Raw genomic sequence first — 17,946 nt, forward strand, 5'->3', positions numbered from 1 at the left:
GCATCTGTAGGCTATCGCTGGGCATTGGATAAACATATCGCCGTTCATCGGTTATGGGCGTTTTACTATTGCGCGCCCGTGCTATGCTGAATTGGTCTTTTTCTCATCCGGTAACGAAAGGACCGCCCATGCCTACTGACATCGAAATCGCACGTTCCGTCACGCCGCTGCCCATTACCGAGGTGGCCAAGAACGCCGGCGTCGACGTAAAGCACCTGATTCCGTACGGCTTCGACAAGGCAAAGGTCGACTATTCACTGCTCAACGAGCCGACCGATCACCAGGCCAAGCTTGTTCTCGTGACCGCTATCAATCCTACGCCTGCGGGCGAGGGCAAGACCACCACGACCATCGGTCTGGCCGACGGTCTGCGTCGTCGCGGCGTCAAGAGCGCCGTTGCCCTGCGCGAACCTTCGCTCGGTCCCGTCTTTGGCGTAAAGGGCGGTGCCGCCGGCGGCGGCTGGGCCCAGGTCATCCCCATGGAGGACATCAACCTGCACTTTACCGGCGACTTCCACGCTATCGGTGCTGCCAACAACCTGCTGGCCGCCATGCTCGACAACCATATTCAGCAGGGCAACCAGCTCGGCATCGATGTTAAGCGCATCACCTGGAAGCGCGTCGTCGACATGAACGACCGTCAACTGCGCCATGTTATCGATGGCATTGGCGGCAAGGCCCAGGGCGTGCCGCGCGAGGACGGCTTCGATATCACCGTTGCCTCCGAGGTCATGGCAATCCTGTGCCTGTCCACGAGCATCAACGATCTTAAGGAGCGCTTGGGCGAAATCGTTGTCGGCTACAGCTATGCCGGCGAGCCCGTCCGCGCCCGCGACCTTAAGGCCCAGGGCGCCATGGCCGCGCTGCTTAAGGATGCGCTTAAGCCCAACCTGGTGCAGACGCTCGAGGGCACGCCCGCGTTTGTCCACGGCGGTCCCTTCGCCAATATCGCCCACGGCTGCAACTCCATCATGGCCACCCGCATGGCCATGCGTTTTGGTGACGTCGCGATTACCGAGGCCGGCTTTGGCGCCGACCTTGGTGCCGAGAAGTTCCTGGACATCAAGTGCCGCATGACGGGCGTTCGTCCCAGCGCCGTCGTGGTTGTCGCCACTGCCCGCGCGCTTAAGTACAACGGCGGCGTTGCCAAGGCCGACCTCAACGACGAGAACCTCGAGGCCCTTAAGGCCGGCATGCCCAACCTGCTGCGCCACGTCGACAACATCCAGAACGTCTATGGTCTTCCCTGCGTGGTCGCCATCAACCGCTTCCCGACGGACACCGAGGCCGAACTTGCGCTCATCGAGTCCGAGTGCCAGAAGCTCGGCGTCAACGTTAAGCTGTCCGAGGTTTGGGCCAAGGGCGGCGAGGGTGCGCTCGACCTGGCCGATGAGGTCATGCGCCTGATTGAGCAGCCGAGCGAGCTCAAGTTTGCCTACGAGGACGGCGCCGATGTGGCCGACGCCCTGGAGGCCGTTGCCACCAAGGTCTACCGCGCCGATGGCGTCGACTTTACGCCGGCTGCCAAGCGCCAGCTCGCCGAGCTGCGCGAGAACGGCTTTGGTAACCTGCCGGTGTGCGTCGCCAAGACCCAGTACAGCTTTAGCGATAACGCCAAGGCTCTGGGCGCGCCCGAGGGCTTCCGCATCACCGTGCGCGAGCTCAAGGTTTCCGCCGGTGCCCACTTTGTGGTCGCGCTGACCGGCAGCGTTCTGACCATGCCGGGTCTACCCAAGGTTCCCGCGGCCGAGAACATCGACGTCGACAACGACGGCAACATCACCGGCCTGTTCTAAGCCTGCTGCTCATAGCCGCTTGCCCGCCCCGCCGTGCCTACCAAGGCCCGGCGGGGCTTTGTGCGTACCTATACCGATAGCTACGTTTCTCCGTATCGTTCGGAACAGGTGACGAGGTCGGCGTACTACAAAATTCGAGCTATTCCAACGGCCAGGATGTGACGCCTGAGTATCCTTGCGCCACGCATGTGCCCAACGAGTAGGGCAAAGCAACAGGGAGTGAACTGAACAGTCCCCGGTGGCGCAAAACGCAGCGCCGCCGGGGACTTTTTGATGCAAATTGGCTCCGAGACAAGCTGTCTGGGCCAGCCGCGCCACGAAAAGCGCCCATCTACTACGTTTGCCAGGGTTGGACCGACCATGGAGCGTTTTTTAACAATGCGGCAAGACGTTTACCTGCGGTTTTGTTAACGCAAATTTGGCTATGGTTGGCACCCTTGGGTTAAACGTAGTAGATGGGCGCATTTTGTGGTGCACAGCCCAAGAAGAGGTCGTTAGCCGCGCTGGAGGCCGAAGAGTTTGGCGTTGCGCTCGGCGACCATCATGTTGATATCGGCGATTTCCATCTCGCCGTCAATGTAGGGTTGGTAGGTACCGTACGGGTCGCCGGCTCCCAAGCTGCAGCTTCCGCAGTTGTCGCAGCTGCCGTTGCCGCAGCCAGCGAGCGCTAGCTTGATGATCTCCTCACGCTCGGCACGCGTCGTGTCCTTGATGAGCTTGCTTTTTGCCATGACATATCCTCGATTCGCTTGTGACCGTCGGCCGCGCATGTCTTGTAGATACCGGCGGGCTTTGTCCATCATAGGCTTTTGCGCGGGTAGAATGCATGGATAACTTGATGCTTACGGGCGACGGAAAGGAAACGTTGCATGGACCAGGACAAGACGACCGTAATGGGTGGCTACGGCTCCCCGCGGACGGGCAATGGCGCCGATGAGACCCGCGTCGTGCCGAATCCCGGCTACGCTGCCCCCGATACGACGCAGGTGTCGGCCGATCCCACGCGCGTTGTGAATTACGGAAATGCGGCGCAGGACCCGCATGGTGTCTCATCGCAGAACCCCTACGGCAACGCGGCGGTAGACCCTTATGATGACCTGCCGCAAAATCCCATTCCGCAGCCCCAGCAGACGACATATATGCCGCGCACGGCACAGCCGCGCTACGAGTCGCACGACCGATACGCGCGCGAGCCGTATCGTGAGTATCCCAAGTCCATCCCCCAGTATGGCGAGGACGAGGAGAAGAAGCCTTCGCGTTCGTCGAGCGTGATCAAGAAGATCCTCATCGTGCTGGCGATCTTCTTTGCCTTGTCGGTTGTGTTTGCCATCGTGTCGGGCATGCTCAACAAGCGGGGCGCCACGACTGATACCACGGCCGAGCAGACCGAGACTGCCCAGTCCGGCACCGTCGACCTGAGCGATATCCCGGGTCAGTACTGGTCAAACGCCAAGAAGCTCCTCAAGTCGCGCGGGGCCGATCTTTCGAATGCCGTGATTCTGACCGACGACGGCTCGACACCTGTTGTCGATGCCAATTGGGTCGTGACGTCTGCCTACTATAACGACAACGGTAACCTCGAGATTCAGCTCACGCGCAAGGACAGCTCGTCGAGCAACGCGTCCGGCGACCAGGGCACCACGGACAGCTCGAGCTCCAACACGCTGGAGGACCTGAGCAACAAGGCGCAGGAGCTTGGGGATAAGGCCCAAGAGCTGGGCGACACAGCCCAGAATCTCGGCGATACTGCTCAGAATCTGGGTGATATGGCAACGAACGCCTGGGATGCCCTGCAAAATGGCATTTCGGGCGCGCAGGGAAACTAGCGGCCGAGCGGCTAGAGCCTTAGCGGTGCAAACAAAAACGGGACGTAGGATCGCGTGACCGGGCGCATGGGCGCGTTGGTCGGCGGTTCTGCGTCCCGTTTTGCTGTCGATTACAGCTGTTCTGCCGGACGGTCGGGCGAGCTAAAGCCCGAGTCAAACGTGACAACGCATGATGAATCGGGCCTGCGCTCGTGCACGATATGCGTTACGCGCTCCAACAGCTCGTCGTCGGAGATGCGAAAGCCGTCGGGACGCACCAGGTCAAATGACACAAAGCCATCGTGCTCGTGCAGGTCATGGATGGAGAGCGCGGGATCGATCTGCATGACGCCATGCTTGACCCAGCCGCGCAGGTCGTCGCCGGTGGTGGCGATGGGGTCGCAGTGCAGCGTAATGTCGATGCCCATCTGGCGTTTAATATCGTGTTCGATGGTGTCCAGGATCTCGTGGTGCTCAAAGGCATCGCCCTCGCCGGGCATTTCCACGTGTGCGCTGGCAAACTGACGGCCGGGGCCGTAGTCGTGCACCATGAGGTCGTGTGTGCCCAAGACCTGGGGGTACGACATGATCCTGTCGCGGATTTCCTGGACGAGCTTGGGGTCGGGCGCTTGTCCCAACAGCGGGCTGATGGCGTCGCGCACCAGGCCCATGCCGCTGATGCAGATGAAGATACCCACACCCAGGCCTGCCCAGCCATCGAGGTCAAAGCCGGTCGTCTGCGAAATAAGCGCCGCCGCCAAGACCGAGCCCGAGGTGATGACGTCGTTTTTGGAGTCCTGTGCCGTGGCGATGAGCGTCTCCGAGTCGATGCGGTCGCCCAGCGCGCGGTTGAATGCGGCCATCCATAATTTGACGAGCATGGACAAGACGAGGGCTGCTAGGGAGACCAGCGTGTAGGCGGTGGGGGAGGGCTTGATGATCTTGGCAATGGACTCGAGCACCAGGTTGATGCCGACGGCACAAACGAGGACGGCGACAAACAAGCCGGCGAGGTATTCGTAACGGCCGTGGCCATAGGGGTGGCCTTCGTCTGCCGGGCGGCTGGCAAGGCGGAACCCGAGCAAGCTCACAATGTTGCTCGAGGCATCGGAGAGGTTGTTGAAGGCGTCGGCGACAAGCGAGACAGAGCCGGCGAGCAGACCCGCGATGCCCTTGGCCAGGCACAGGGTAATGTTGAGGCCAATGCAGATGAGGCTTGCGGCAAAGCCCGCGTTGGTGCGACATGATGCATCGACCGGCTCGCCCTCGCTGCCAGGAACAAGTGTATGTACCAGCCGATTTACAAATAGCATGGCGTACCTCCTCGCATCCTCGTTTAAGGGGATAGTGTAGCTCGCATGGGCGCGCCGTGCGCCGATGCTCAGAAAATGCAGTAATGGTCTGCGGGAGCTAACGAGCGGGGCTTCTTGTCCGACCGCGTGCTCCATTTTGGGCCACATGGGTATGGGCTTGTGCCTGCCTGCTCGACATACTTAATGTCGACAGCCCCTGTGTAAAGGAGGACGTATCCATGGACGAGATGTTTGCCATTAAATGCCAAAACTGCGGCGGCCCCATGTACTCTCACCAGGCTAAACGCAGCTTTGAGTGCGCCTATTGCGGCACGGTCGTTCCGTGGCAGGCCGATGCGGGGGAGCCCAAGAGCGCGCTGGGCATTCGCCATGCGCCGCTGACGGTTGTCGATGGGCTGCTTAAGCTCACCCATGTGTCGCAGCTCGAGCGCCCGGTGGACCCCGACTGGTATTTCTTTCATGCGCACTGGCGCAACCAGTCGGTTCTGGAGCATCTACTGTGGGAGGACCGCGGCACGGCGCAGGAGTTCCAGGAGGCCGCGCACGTGAGCATCCCGTGCCCCTTCTGCGGCGCATCCTTCGAAGGCGAGTCGACCCAGCGCGTGTTTGAGTGCCCGTCCTGCGGCAATAAGATCGGCGTTGCAGACCTACTCAAGCCCGGTACCTTTAGCAAGCGCCTGACCATGGGCGTTGGTGCGGAGTATGTACCCGAGCAGGGTATTCCCTGCGAAATCTCGCCGCAGCAGGCACGTGCCAACGCGCTGCAGCTGGTGCACCAGTATGCGGAAGCCTTTGCCGGGCACGACGTGGAAGATGCGATTCAAAATGACATGATGCTCTTCTACTTTCCCATGGCGCTGGCGGATTTGCGCATGATGGCGTCCTTCCCGGGCAAGGGGCTGAGCAAGGAGACCTTGGTGTACTACGAGGTGCTCGACTGGGCATATCCGCGGGCAAACTACCTGGACGTTCGTCTTATGGGCATTTTGGAGCCGTGGGACTTTGCCAAGGTGGGGCCGTTCGATCCTGCCATGCAGGAAGGCGACTTCCGCGTTGTCTCCGTCGATGCGTCTACCAAGGACCAGGTGGTCATTGATAAGCTGGCGCTCGACATTGCCGGCAACGATGCCGAGGCGGTGCTGGGGCTCAATAAAAAGAGTATCCGTGCGTGGGCGCGCAAGGCCCGCAAACATAAGGACGGCCTGGTGATGGTGCCGGTCTACTTTGTCGATCGTCCGGCGACGGACAGCCGCGATGGCGAGCAGGTGCGCATTGCCGTAAACGGCCAGACGGGTCGTGCGGCCGCGGTGGTGTTTAGCGACAAGCGCGAGACGCATGTGGTGGCACCGCTCAATCCCAACGTGATGCTGTCGAGCGAAAGTACCGTGCACGCCACACCCATCGAGGTCAAATACGTTAAATCGCCGTTTCTGTACCAGATCGTGCGCCATGGAGGCGGCGGGCAACCGCGTCAGGTGGCAGCGGTGGCCGAGGGCTCCTACCGAGAGGAAAAGCCCAAGCGCCGCGGTTTTCTGGGTGCGCTATTTGGGAAGTAGGGGAGTAGTACCGGTTGTTGCTGTAACTTGAAGGTTAGGGCTACGGGGCGGCTCGCAGGGGTGCGGGCCTCCCCGTTTTTGTGCGGCGGCAGGACCCGCAGGCACTCCATTAAACGCTCACGCTCATAGCACGAACGTTGAGCAACATTACGTTTGCCGAGGGCTATTAAAAAATGTCCGTATGCGGTAGTAGTCTAATCGTAAGGCGTTTCCAGCCTCTCGGGTTCTAGGAAGAAGCGGATGGGAGAGTAATGCAAAAGACCATGATGGACTCTATTCCCATAAGCTCACGTGCCCGTGCACTATGGGCAAAAACCGGCAGCGCGGAAGAGCGTAACCTGTGGTCGCCTCTTTATGTTCATATGGTCGATTCTGCGGGTGTTGCGCGCAGGCTTTGGAACGAATGGCTGCCGGAATCTGTCAAGTACCAAATCGTGAACGCATTTGGCTGTGACGACTCTGCAACGGCGGCACTCGTTACCTGGCTTGCTGGTATCCACGACATTGGCAAGGCGACGCCAGGCTTCCAGTACAAGGTCTCGGAGCGGGCAGAACTTGTTGAACAAGCGGGGCTTCAGGTTCCGAGCCCCCGCATGATGAACCACCCTCCATCGCACGCCTTCATGAGTGAGGTGATCCTCGAAGATTGGCTCGATGGACGCGGTTGGGACTGCTCGTGGACATTCGGGTGCATTCTGGGAGCGCATCATGGAACCACGCCTTCGTCCGATAGCGTGCTCGACGGCATAACGAGCGCATCGCGTAATTTTCCCAACGAGAACTTGGGTGATGACGATTGGCGTGCCGTCCAAGAGGAGCTTCTTGACTGGATGTTTGAGGAGTCGGGGATGGCGAAGTTCGAGAGTGTCTTTAGCTCGTCACCTGTTCCTCAACCAGAACAAGCACTCGTCTCTGCGCTGGTTATCGTTGCCGATTGGATTGCCTCAAATTCAGATCTGTTCCCTCTTGACTCTTGCATCGGCTCTTATGACGAATTTATCAAGCGCACCGATGCCGCATGGGCTTCGCTGGCGTTGCCCCCGGCGTGGCAGGCGATGCCGGTAAAGGAAGAGGGACAAGAGCTGTTTCATCACCGCTTTATTGGTCTTCCTGAGGATGCGAGCTTGCGTCCAGCACAGGAGCAGGCGATGCAGGCGGCATCCGACATGGACGGCGCAGGGCTACTCATTATCGAAGCGCCCATGGGCAACGGCAAAACAGAGGCCGCACTGATGTGCTCAGAGATTATGGCTCCGAAAACCGGGGCAGGGGGAATCGCCTATCTTCTACCGACAATGGCAACTTCCAACGCGATGTTCAAGCGCGTTAAAGATTGGCTCGAGTGCGTTCCCGATTCGCGGGGCCGCAGTACGCAGTCGATGCAACTTTTGCATAGCAAGGCGGCTTTGAACCCGGACTACGACAGCCTGCGAAGCTGGGGACGCACTTGGATGGGGGACGACGCGAAAAAGAGCGTTGAGGAAGATGTGACAGCGCACCAGTGGTTTGGCGGAAGGAAGCGTGGTCTTCTGTCGTCATTTGTTGTGGGCACGGTCGACCAGCTGCTTATGGCGGCGCTTAAGGCGCGCCATGTGCAGCTTAGGCACTTGGGCCTTGCCGGCAAGGTTGTCATAATCGATGAGGTTCATGCTTACGATGCCTATATGAATGTCTATCTTGACCGTGTGCTCACGTGGCTTGGCGCTTACGGCGTGCCGACCATACTGCTTTCGGCAACGCTTCCCGCTGAGCGCCGCAACGAGCTCATCCACGCCTATCGGGGTAGGGATAGAAAATCCACTCGTCGCGCATCAAAGCGGAAAGATATTCCGGAAGCTCCTCGTAAAGCATCAGGGTTGCCGTCGTACCCGCTCGTTACAACGGCAACCCGAAATGGAGCGCTGGACGATAGCATGTACCGAGCATGCGATGACCCTTCGATCGGAACAAACGTTATTGTCGAACGATTGGAAGACGACGATGCTGCGCTGGTTGCACAATTGGAGGACTTATTGTCCGATGGTGGTTGCGCATGCGTGTTGCGAGACACGGTTTCCCGTGCCCAAAGCTCCTACGAGCAGTTGAAGACTGCCTTTGGCGATTCGTGCGTAAAGCTCGTCCATTCGCGCTTTATTGCCGTCGACCGAATGGAAAATGATGCGGAACTGCTGCGACTGCTTGGTCCCGACTCTGCCGACAGGCCCAGTAAACTCATCGTAGTGGGTACGCAGGTGATCGAGCAATCCCTTGACATTGATTTCGACGTAATGATCACCGATGTAGCCCCTATCGACCTTTTGCTGCAGCGAATGGGACGCCTACACCGCCATGAACGCGGGGAAAATCAGGGACAGCGTCCGGAGAAGCTCAGGCAAGCACGTTGCTTTATCACGGGCATCGAGGACTGGGCGACTGCTCCGCCTAAGGTGAATGGGGGTATAGAGAAGGTCTATCACCCTGCGATGCTTTTGCGCAGCTTGCTTTCGCTGAGGGCAAAGAGTACCGATGGGGGGACGGCTATGGTCAATCTGCCTCACGATATTGCTGGCCTTGTCGAGCGGACGTATTCACGAAGCATTGCGGCGGAAGAGTTGTGCGATGCGGGCGCAGCACCGGAATGGGTTCATGCTTTGCAAAGCGCAGAAGAAGAGCTGGAGAAGACAAAAGAGAACAAGCAGCTCAAGGCAAATGCCTGGCTTCTGAGCAAGCCACAGAAGGGGACGCAAAGTCTTATTGGCTGGCTGAATGAAACCTTCTCGCTTGCAGACGAGACAAAAGCACGCGCTGCCGTTCGCGATTCTGGTGACACGGTTGAGGTTATTGCGGTCCAAGTAGGCAACGACGGTTTCACGCTGCTTCCCTGGGTCACCGACATAAAGGGGAGCCGTCCGTGTCAGGGCTATTTAGGGGATGGAAGTGAAGCGCCTGACGATGAGGTTGCCCGCCTTGCGGCGAGTTGTACCGTGAGCCTGCCATTCTGGCTATCGTCTGATCAGGTAATTGATGCCCTGGAGACAAAATCTCAGGCGCTCAGATGGCAAGAGTCAAGATGGCTTCAAGGTCAACTGGTCTTGGCGTTTGATTCAAACCTAGATACGGTAATAGAAACGAAAGATGCTATCTATCGCATGCACTATTCGCGTAAGGACGGGCTTGAACTTGTTGAAACAGTGAGGAAGAAAGGAGATGCGCAATGAGCCAGAATGTGAGTTTTAACCTCGTGGACGAACCATGGATCTGCGTTCGCGATTTGGGCGGGGCGACGCGCGAGGTATCACTGCTCGAGCTATTTGAGCAAGCGTCAAGCATCAAGTGCTTGGCTAACGATCTACCTACACAGGATTTTGCGATTCTGCGCGTTTTGCTGGCAGTGCTGCAAAGGGCAATTTCTCCGACGCTCGACGATGACGACGTTCCAGCGGAGGTTTGGGGGCGCCTATGGCGTGCTCACGAACTGCCCATCGACCAGATTCACAAATACCTCGACGAGTGGCACCATCGTTTCGATCTGTTTGACGAGGAACAGCCTTTTATGCAGGTTGTTGGTTTGCGCTGGAAGGATAGCGAGAAAAAAGAGAACAACCTGTACAGGATTATTGGAGATAGTTGGTCTCGAGAGGATAAGCGTCTATTTCTTCAAAGGGCAGGCTCTGGGCTCGCTAGATTGACGTTTGCCGAGGCAGCGAGATGGCTGGTTCATCTGCAAGCTTTTGCTCTTGGAATTCCTGGACAGCCAGTTTTGGGGGAGAAAGCGGAATCTATTAAAGGCGGGAAGGTATATCCTGGCGGTCCAGGCCCAGATGGCCTATTGGGCTGTATGTATCTAGAAGGCGATTCTCTGGCAGATACCCTTCTTTTAAATTTTTTGCCTACTGCCTCTCGTTCTGATGAGGACTGTCTGTTCCTCGAGGATGATAAGCCTTGTTGGGAGGTTAATCCGTTGCTGGTCTCAGACGGCCATGAGGAGTCTTTCCCCCGCGGGCGCGCGGAGCTTTTCACATGGCAATCGAGATGGGTACGGCTGATTCCATGCGAGCGGAATGTGATCGATGCAATCGTAAGTGCCGGGCGAAAGATGGAAAAGAGCAATCAGAGGCTCCGCCAAATTGAAAGCATGACTGCCTGGAAAGAGAGGGTTGGGGCGTCCAGGACTTCCGGAATTGAGTTTTTGCCTCGTAAACATGAGAGAGATCAAGCTATGTGGCGGGGTATCATTTCTATATTCGGAGGGACCGCCGAACAAGAGTCTCGCATTGTTCCTCCTGAGGTTATCTCTTGGGTAAAAAGGATGAGTGGCAGAAGCTCAGGATCGCTGCTTCGTTGGAGCGATTATGTTAACGTCCGCGCCGTAGGATTTGAATATGTTGATGCTAAGTGCGGAGCTGTTACCGTTGTTTTTGATGACAAGGTCGAATTAAGTGCATATCTGCTCTCTGACAAGGGAGAGGACCTGGTAAATCTTGCAAAGGAACTTGTGACTTCGACATCAAAGGCGGTTTTTGCCTTGGGCTGTTTTGCCGCAAACCTCCGCATAGCGTTGGGAGGAAGCGCGGAAAGGGAGTATCAGAAAGCGAAGCCGGACGAAAAACCAAAAGAAACAGCGAAAGAGAAAGCGATTGCTCGGGCTTTCTTTGAGATTGATTCGCCGTTTCGTCAGTGGCTTGCCGCTCTTAACGAGACCAGCAACGCGGAGGTAGAGAGGCGTCGATGGCGCCGTACCGCACGCGTGATTATCAAAGCGCATGCCGATGTCCTCCTTCGCGAAGCTGGTCCGGAGGCAATCGTTGGCGCTCCTGCTCAAAACGAGAAGGGAGAAACCGCAGATTGGATGACGGCCTCGAAAGCAGAGGCTAAGTTGAACGCCGCCCTTAAAAAGTATCTGCCGCTTGAAGAAGACGAGCCAAACGATAAAGAGGTTCAAACATGACGAAAACCAAGGAGCAACGCCCAGAGCAGATGATTGGCGCATTCGTTCACGGGCGCATATGCTCTATCCAAAACGACTATCTGTCTGCCAGCAGAAAACCACGAGGAGCGCGAAAGTTGGCAACATTGCGCCATGTGCTTCTTTTGCCCATGGGCTCAAGCGCAGATGCATGGTCACTTGTGTTCGAGGGCCTGCCTGCCGAGCTTGTGGGGAGAGGCGCCGAACCATCGTGGGCCGAGACGGCGGTTCATGCCGCGCTCACGCTCTATGCGGTTCATCAACAGGGCAAAACCAAGCCAATGTATGTGCCTGGCGATGAACATTCGTTTGGTGCAGCCCTGCGACAGCTCGTGCGGAGTGATAAGGGACGTTACTCGAATCTCGAAGAGGGCGAAATGCCTCGAAGGTTTAGGGCCTTTATAACGGCCGATTCCATGGAAGAGGCACTTCACTATGCAAGGCAGCTTATACAGCAGCTGCGAGCTGCCGAGATTCCCGTTGATTACGCGCGTTTTGCAGCACAGCTATACACACTGCAAAACCCCTATACAGCAGATAAGGTGCGTCTTGCGTGGGGGCGTGAATATAGTCGAATACCAAAGGCCGAGTCCGGCATCGATGCCAGCTCTTCGGAAGAATAGTTGATGGGGAAATCGCCAAGAAAGGACCTACAATGAAAAAGCCCCAGTTTATCGATATCCATATCCTTCAGACTGTCCCTCCGAGCAACATCAATCGAGATGACACGGGTAGTCCAAAAACAGCATATTTCGGCGGAGTCAAGCGCTCGAGGGTCTCAAGCCAGGCTTGGAAGAAGGCCACGCGCGATAGTTTTTCCTATTTGTTGGATGAGTTCGGTCTTGGTTGGCGTACGAAGCACGCAGCAAACTTGATCGCGGAGGCCGTGACCGCCATTTTGCCGGACATTGAAGGCGATCAGGCCGAAGTTGCTGCCGAGAAGGCTTTGGCGGCAACGGGCGTCAAAGTCAAAGATGGCGAAACGGGCTACTTGCTGTTTCTTTCTTCAGGGCAGATCAAAGCCCTTGCATCGTTGGCGGCGCAGGCTTTTGAAGCGGGCGCGGATGTCGACAAGAGGCTTGCTAAGGAAATTCTTGATATCAAGAAGAAACCGACGCTTAACAGCATCGATGTGGCAATGTTCGGTCGTATGGTGGCGGATGCTCCTGATTTGAATGTCGACGCCTCCGTTCAGGTCGCCCATGCCATTGGCATTGGGAGGATGAATCCAGAGTTCGATTACTTCACTGCCCTTGACGATTGCTCGCCCGAAGACAATGCGGGCGCAGCAATGATTGAGACAACGGAGTTCACCTCATCGACGATGTATCGCTATGCAACTATTGATGTGCTGCATCTGTGCGAAAATCTCGGTTCGGCTGCGGTTGCTTGCCGCGGCATCGAGGCGTTTTTGAAGGCATTCATTACTTCCATGCCCACGGGAAAGCAGAATTCGTTTGCAAACCGCACGCTCCCCGGAGCGGTCGTTCTTCAGCTGAGGGATACGCAACCGGTGAGCTTGGTGAATGCCTTTGAAAAACCTGTTGAGGCGTCGCATGGGAAAAGCCAGATTGAAATTGGTTGTGAGCGTTTGGCCAAACAGGAAGAGGCGATTGACAAGGCGTTTGGAACGACCCCGCAAAAGACGTTCGTTATAACTGCATCTCCGGATGCGCAGTCTCTTCCCAGTGCCATGGGTGTCGAAGGGGCATGTGATCTTGACGCCGCAATTGCGCAAATCTCGCAAGCGTGTGCTGCTTATCTGGCCGAAAATGGCCACCAAACCGAAGAGGTGGACTAGCTATGGCGGTCCTGCTGCTCAAATTGGCGGGTCCGCTACAATCTTGGGGGTCGTCGAGCAGGTTCACCGAGCGCGGAACAGAGCACGAGCCGACGAAGAGCGGCGTTGTGGGCCTGCTTGCCGCAGCCTTAGGTCGTTACCGAACAGATCCCGTTGATGATCTTGCGGCGCTACGCTTTGGCGTACGTATCGATCAGCCAGGAACATTTGTAAGCGACTTTCAAACCGAACATAAGCGAAAGTGGGACTCGCAAAGCGCTCGATGGATATTAAGCGAGAAAAAGGACGATACCCTGCCTTTAACGTATCGTCACTATCTTGCTGATGCTGTGTTTGTTGCGGCCCTTGAGGGCGATTTGGGACTCTTGCAAAGGTGCGCCGAGGCGCTTGACGCTCCGGCGTTTCCCCTGTTTCTGGGTCGCCGTTCCTGTCCACCCGCGTGCAGAGTACATATTGGGCTGTTTGAGGATGTGGCGTTGCTCCAAGCTTTGCGCAGTCACCCCTGGGAAGCAAGCGAGAGATATCAGGGCAACTGGAAGTTCCGCGGTAAAGAAAGCGTTGACCTGGAGATTCTCTACGATAAGCAGGGTTCTGACGAAGGCGAGGGCTACGATGTTCCGCTGCGCGACGTGCCCATCAGCTTTTCGCAGGAGCATCGCCAATACAGCTTTCGTACTGTTGCCCATACAACAGCAACGGTTAGGAACCCGAAATATGCTGGCGTGCAGGCCGACCATGACCCTTGGTCTGCTCTAGGAAAGGAGGTATAGCCGATGTTCTTTACCCAGTTTCCCATCAATATGACGCGGAGGGAGTCGCGTGCGATGCTTGCCTCGCCCTATCGCATGCATGCGGCGATTGCAGGCAGCTTCCCCTTTTCTCAGACGAGCGGGGACGGCCGCGTGCTTTGGCGCGTGGATAGAATGCCTGATGGGGGTTCTCGCCTTTATATCGTGAGTCCCGGCAAGCCGAGCTTGGTAGGGCTTGATGAACAAATTGGGTGGCCCGACTGCGAACCGCAGTGGGGCACGCGCGGATACGATCCGTTTTTGGGGCGCATCTCGAACGGACAGACCTATTCGTTTCGCTTGGTAGCGAATCCGTCGCTCAACAGAAGCACGCGTGGCGGCAAAAGCGACCTGCTAAACAGCGAGGGCGAACCTAAGAGAAATAGAATTGGCCACCTGACCATTCTGGAGCAAACTGCCTGGCTCGTTGGAGCTCAAGCATATAAGGGCGCCGACAAGGAAGTGCCAAGCATTTTTGCGCCCGAGCGGGGATCACGTGCCCAAAGGAATGGTTTTGAGGTTTTGAGCGACGATGAGGGCTGCCCGAGCTTGATTGTTAGTAATTCCAACAGAATCTCGTTTACCAAGGGTGTCCAAGGAAACAAAGTCACCTTTACGCGCGCCCAGTACGATGGCGTGTTGCGCGTGACCGATGCTGATGCCTTGCGCCATGCGCTTGTGTGTGGCATCGGGCATGCCAAAGGATTCGGATGCGGCCTTCTCACGCTGGTTCCACTGGATAGGTGAGCGGCATGGGTGATAATCCTGGCATGATCAAGCCTGATTTGCGCGTACTGCCCACGATAAAGGAGCGAATGACGTTTCTTTATGTCGAGCGATGTCTTGTGAGCAGGCAAGATAGCGCAGTGAGCATAACCGATGCGCGCGGAACGGCGTATGTCCCCGCGGCTTCTCTTGGGGTGCTTATGCTGGGGCCTGGGACCAATATCTCTCATCGTGCGGTTGAGTTGCTCGGCGATTCGGGGACAAGCGTGATTTGGGTGGGCGAGCACGGCGTTCGCTACTATGCGCACGGCCGCCCGCTCACCCATTCTTCTCGGTTGGTTGTCGCGCAGGCTGAGCTCGTGTCGAACACTCGAAGGCGTCTTGCCGTGGCACGAGCGATGTACGGCATGCGTTTTCCCGGCGAGGATGTATCGAATTACACGATGCAGCAGCTCCGTGGCCGCGAGGGAGCTCGGATTCGAACACTTTATCGGCGGCTGTCGAAGCAATACGACGTCCCATGGGATGGGAGGGAATACAACCCCGATGATTTTCTTGATGCAAGCCCAATCAATCAGGCGCTGTCGGCTGCCCATGCATGCCTTTACGGAGTCGTTCACAGCGTGATTGTGGCGCTGGGGTGCTCTCCGGCATTGGGATTTGTCCACGTTGGCCATGAGCGCTCGTTTGTGTATGACATTGCCGATTTGTATAAAGCAGAGGTGACGATTCCCATCGCTTTCGAAGTGGCTTCCGATCCTCCAGAGGATATCGGGGTGGAAGCGCGTCGGTGCACTCGTGATGCGTTTCTTGACGGGAAGATAATGGAGCGCTGTGCTCGCGATATCAGGGGTCTGCTGTTGGGCGACTTCGAGACAGAGGACGAGCCTGATATCGATACGATGTTCCTCTGGGATGAGAGGCGCCCTGCCGTTGCTTTTGGAGTGTCCTATGGCAAGGAAAACGACGTCCAGGTGGATGCCACCGAAGAGAATAACGGAGTGCTTGTGGAAGGATAACGGGTGATTGTTGTTGTTTTGGAAAAATGCCCCCTTGCACTTCGCGGCGACCTAACGAAATGGTTGCAGGAGATTAGCCTAGGCGTGTATGTCGGCAGGGTGGGCGCGCGTGTAAGGGATGAGCTTTGGAGTCGTATTTGCAAAGAATGCAAAACAGGGCGTGCCACGATGGTTTTTTCTGCACGCAACGAGCAACACCTCAACTATCGAGTGCACAACACCGCGTGGGAACCTATCGATTTTGATGGTATCAAGCTAATGATGCGGCCTTCGCCTTCGCGCATGAAGGCCCTTGGCACGAAGAGAGTGGGCTGGAGCTACGCGGCGATGCGATCGAAGGCACGTCGCGGGAGCGTGGCAGCCGAAACGGACGAGCCGCGCGAATACGTTGTACTTGATGTTGAGACCACGGGGCTGGACCCAGACAAAGATGCGATTATCGAGATTGCCGCCATCAAAGTTGAGCAGGGTGTTGAGGCGGGCAGGCTCCATGAGCTTATTCGATACGAGAAAGGCATCCCAAAGAAGATAGTCGAGCTAACAGGCATTACCGATGAGATGCTTGCCGAAAAGGGGATCGAGCTTGAGCGAGCGGTGAGCGGCCTGCTTTCCTTTGTCGGGAGCCGCATAGTGGTTGCGCATAACGCTTCGTTCGATACCGGCTTCGTGCAGGCAGCGTGCGAAGAATGCGACCTAGACGATTTTGACAATGAGTGCATCGACACCATTACACTGGCAAAGAAGAAGATGCCCGATGCGCCGAACTATCGCTTGAAGACCCTGCTCGGCCTTTTGAACCTTGACAATCAAATACCTCATCGTGCCGAGTCTGATTGTGAGGCGACCTTGAGCTTGTTTAGAAAACTGATTAAAATGGGGCCCACATCAAAAGGATAGGGTGTTTTGAGCTGGGATTTTTAAGTCTGCTCCCCGCACACGCGGGGATGATCCCGCGCGTATATCGTGAAGTCTGAGCCGTCTGGCCTGCTCCCCGCACACGCGGGGATGATCCCTGACCTCGATGGTCTCGCCAAAGCTGGACATTCTGCTCCCCGCACACGCGGGGATGATCCCGCCAATGGGCGTGTAGCCTTGGCTGACAACGTCTGCTCCCCGCACACGCGGGGATGATCCCTTGGTGTTCTTCTCACGTGCCATGTCTCACTCCTGCTCCCCGCACACGCGGGGATGATCCCTGTCCGGCAGTACCGAAGGCACCCGTTCCCCACTGCTCCCCGCACACGCGGGGATGATCCCGCGCCGGACATCGACCAGAAGACTTGGCGTGACTGCTCCCCGCACACGCGGGGATGATCCCGCATACCAAGGCTTCGCCAAACAAAACTACACCTGCTCCCCGCACACGCGGGGATGATCCCCACATCGGCAAGCTCTACCGAGCCATGCGCGACTGCTCCCCGCACACGCGGGGATGATCCCGGAATGACCTCGAAAGAGGGCGGCATCACCGGCTGCTCCCCGCACACGCGGGGATGATCCCAGTTTCTTGATGCCTCCGACGTTCTGCTCCCACTGCTCCCCGCACACGCGGGGATGATCCCTCGTCACCTGCTCCATGTATTGGTTTGCCGACCTGCTCCCCGCACACGCGGGGATGATCCCGATTGCGTTGAGCTGGTCCGAGAACGTGTTGACTGCTCCCCGCACACGCGGGGATGATCCCAACTACGCGCACAGGCTGGTATTTGGACATTGCTGCTCCCCGCACACGCGGGGATGATCCCGACGTAACGAAGCACACCGGCTACCAGCCCGCCTGCTCCCCGCACACGCGGGGATGATCCCGGTGCCGTGTACAGCTCGCGCCCGATTCCCCACTGCTCCCCGCACACGCGGGGATGATCCCGTGTCGTAGCACTTGCCGCCTGTGATGTTGCACTGCTCCCCGCACACGCGGGGATGATCCCATCGTGAACATCTCGGGCAACCTCACGCGCGACTGCTCCCCGCACACGCGGGGATGATCCCACTCAGGAGAAGGCGGTCGTGACGTACATCGACTGCTCCCCGCACACGCGGGGATGATCCCGCGTAAACACGACGCGAGCTAATTTGCTCGGGCTGCTCCCCGCACACGCGGGGATGATCCCGGTACTCTATCGTGTTCCTATTGGTGATATTGCTGCTCCCCGCACACGCGGGGATGATCCCCCGCCAAGACCAGTGGAGCGCCGCC

The 17,946-nt window shown here is 57.5% G+C and carries 13 protein-coding genes and 1 CRISPR repeat array (1 of these 14 only partly in view); of the genes, 11 read left to right on the forward strand and 2 right to left on the reverse strand.

Annotated features, from left to right (window positions below):
* The first annotated feature begins 128 nt into the window (after positions 1-128).
* A complete protein-coding gene (locus tag ACTQ0H_RS02250) occupies positions 129-1,796 on the forward strand; it encodes a formate--tetrahydrofolate ligase (RefSeq protein WP_427794639.1) in 1,668 nt (555 codons plus the stop codon).
* 494 nt (positions 1,797-2,290) lie between these two features.
* Here ACTQ0H_RS02250 and ACTQ0H_RS02255 read toward each other — a convergent pair whose 3' ends face one another.
* The gene (locus ACTQ0H_RS02255) at positions 2,291-2,527 is read right to left on the reverse strand and encodes a hypothetical protein (protein ID WP_035137347.1); all 237 of its coding nucleotides are present in this window, start codon (positions 2,525-2,527) and stop codon (positions 2,291-2,293) included.
* Positions 2,528-2,665: 138 nt separating this feature from the next.
* Between ACTQ0H_RS02255 and ACTQ0H_RS02260 the strand changes: the two genes are divergently transcribed.
* Complete coding sequence (locus tag ACTQ0H_RS02260; protein ID WP_441537748.1) at positions 2,666-3,622, forward strand: hypothetical protein; 957 nt, start codon at positions 2,666-2,668, stop codon at positions 3,620-3,622.
* Positions 3,623-3,732: 110 nt separating this feature from the next.
* Here the strand turns inward: ACTQ0H_RS02260 and ACTQ0H_RS02265 are convergent, their stop codons facing one another.
* Positions 3,733-4,914 carry a cation diffusion facilitator family transporter gene (locus ACTQ0H_RS02265; RefSeq protein ID WP_441537749.1) on the reverse strand — a complete coding sequence of 394 codons (1,182 nt, stop codon included), beginning with the start codon at positions 4,912-4,914 and terminating at the stop codon, positions 3,733-3,735.
* 218 nt (positions 4,915-5,132) lie between these two features.
* On the opposite strand from ACTQ0H_RS02265, the gene ACTQ0H_RS02270 reads away from it, so the two are divergent.
* The 9 genes from ACTQ0H_RS02270 (at position 5,133) to cas2e (ending at position 16,646) form a co-directional block, all read left to right on the forward strand.
* The gene (locus ACTQ0H_RS02270) at positions 5,133-6,470 is read left to right on the forward strand and encodes a hypothetical protein (RefSeq protein ID WP_441537750.1); all 1,338 of its coding nucleotides are present in this window, start codon (positions 5,133-5,135) and stop codon (positions 6,468-6,470) included.
* 251 nt (positions 6,471-6,721) lie between these two features.
* Positions 6,722-9,667 carry a CRISPR-associated helicase Cas3' gene (gene cas3 / locus ACTQ0H_RS02275; RefSeq protein ID WP_441537751.1) on the forward strand — a complete coding sequence of 982 codons (2,946 nt, stop codon included), beginning with the start codon at positions 6,722-6,724 and terminating at the stop codon, positions 9,665-9,667.
* Positions 9,664-11,397 (forward strand): type I-E CRISPR-associated protein Cse1/CasA, encoded by a 1,734-nt coding sequence (gene casA / locus ACTQ0H_RS02280; RefSeq protein WP_441537752.1) that lies wholly within the window; start codon positions 9,664-9,666, stop codon positions 11,395-11,397. The genes cas3 and casA overlap by 4 nt, the downstream gene beginning before the upstream one ends.
* Positions 11,394-12,038, forward strand: coding sequence for a type I-E CRISPR-associated protein Cse2/CasB (casB, locus tag ACTQ0H_RS02285; protein ID WP_441537753.1), 645 nt, complete (start codon positions 11,394-11,396; stop codon positions 12,036-12,038). The genes casA and casB overlap by 4 nt, the downstream gene beginning before the upstream one ends.
* A gap of 32 nt (positions 12,039-12,070) precedes the next feature.
* Positions 12,071-13,216 (forward strand): type I-E CRISPR-associated protein Cas7/Cse4/CasC, encoded by a 1,146-nt coding sequence (gene cas7e / locus ACTQ0H_RS02290; RefSeq protein WP_441032281.1) that lies wholly within the window; start codon positions 12,071-12,073, stop codon positions 13,214-13,216.
* A gap of 2 nt (positions 13,217-13,218) precedes the next feature.
* The gene (cas5e, locus tag ACTQ0H_RS02295; RefSeq protein ID WP_441032284.1) at positions 13,219-13,986 is read left to right on the forward strand and encodes a type I-E CRISPR-associated protein Cas5/CasD; all 768 of its coding nucleotides are present in this window, start codon (positions 13,219-13,221) and stop codon (positions 13,984-13,986) included.
* Between the two features lie 3 nt (positions 13,987-13,989).
* Entirely contained in the window at positions 13,990-14,751 is a 762-nt protein-coding gene (cas6e, locus tag ACTQ0H_RS02300; RefSeq protein ID WP_441032287.1) for a type I-E CRISPR-associated protein Cas6/Cse3/CasE, read from the forward strand.
* 5 nt (positions 14,752-14,756) lie between these two features.
* Positions 14,757-15,749 carry a type I-E CRISPR-associated endonuclease Cas1e gene (cas1e, locus tag ACTQ0H_RS02305; RefSeq protein ID WP_441537754.1) on the forward strand — a complete coding sequence of 331 codons (993 nt, stop codon included), beginning with the start codon at positions 14,757-14,759 and terminating at the stop codon, positions 15,747-15,749.
* 3 nt (positions 15,750-15,752) lie between these two features.
* Positions 15,753-16,646, forward strand: coding sequence for a type I-E CRISPR-associated endoribonuclease Cas2e (gene cas2e / locus ACTQ0H_RS02310; RefSeq protein ID WP_441537755.1), 894 nt, complete (start codon positions 15,753-15,755; stop codon positions 16,644-16,646).
* Between the two features lie 26 nt (positions 16,647-16,672).
* A CRISPR array of direct repeats spans positions 16,673-17,946; the repeat unit is 29 nt; unit sequence CTGCTCCCCGCACACGCGGGGATGATCCC; it runs 2,600 nt beyond the window's last position.

This window comes from Collinsella sp. LCP21S3_A3 (genome assembly GCF_052118905.1).
Taxonomy (GTDB): Bacteria; Actinomycetota; Coriobacteriia; order Coriobacteriales; family Coriobacteriaceae; genus Collinsella.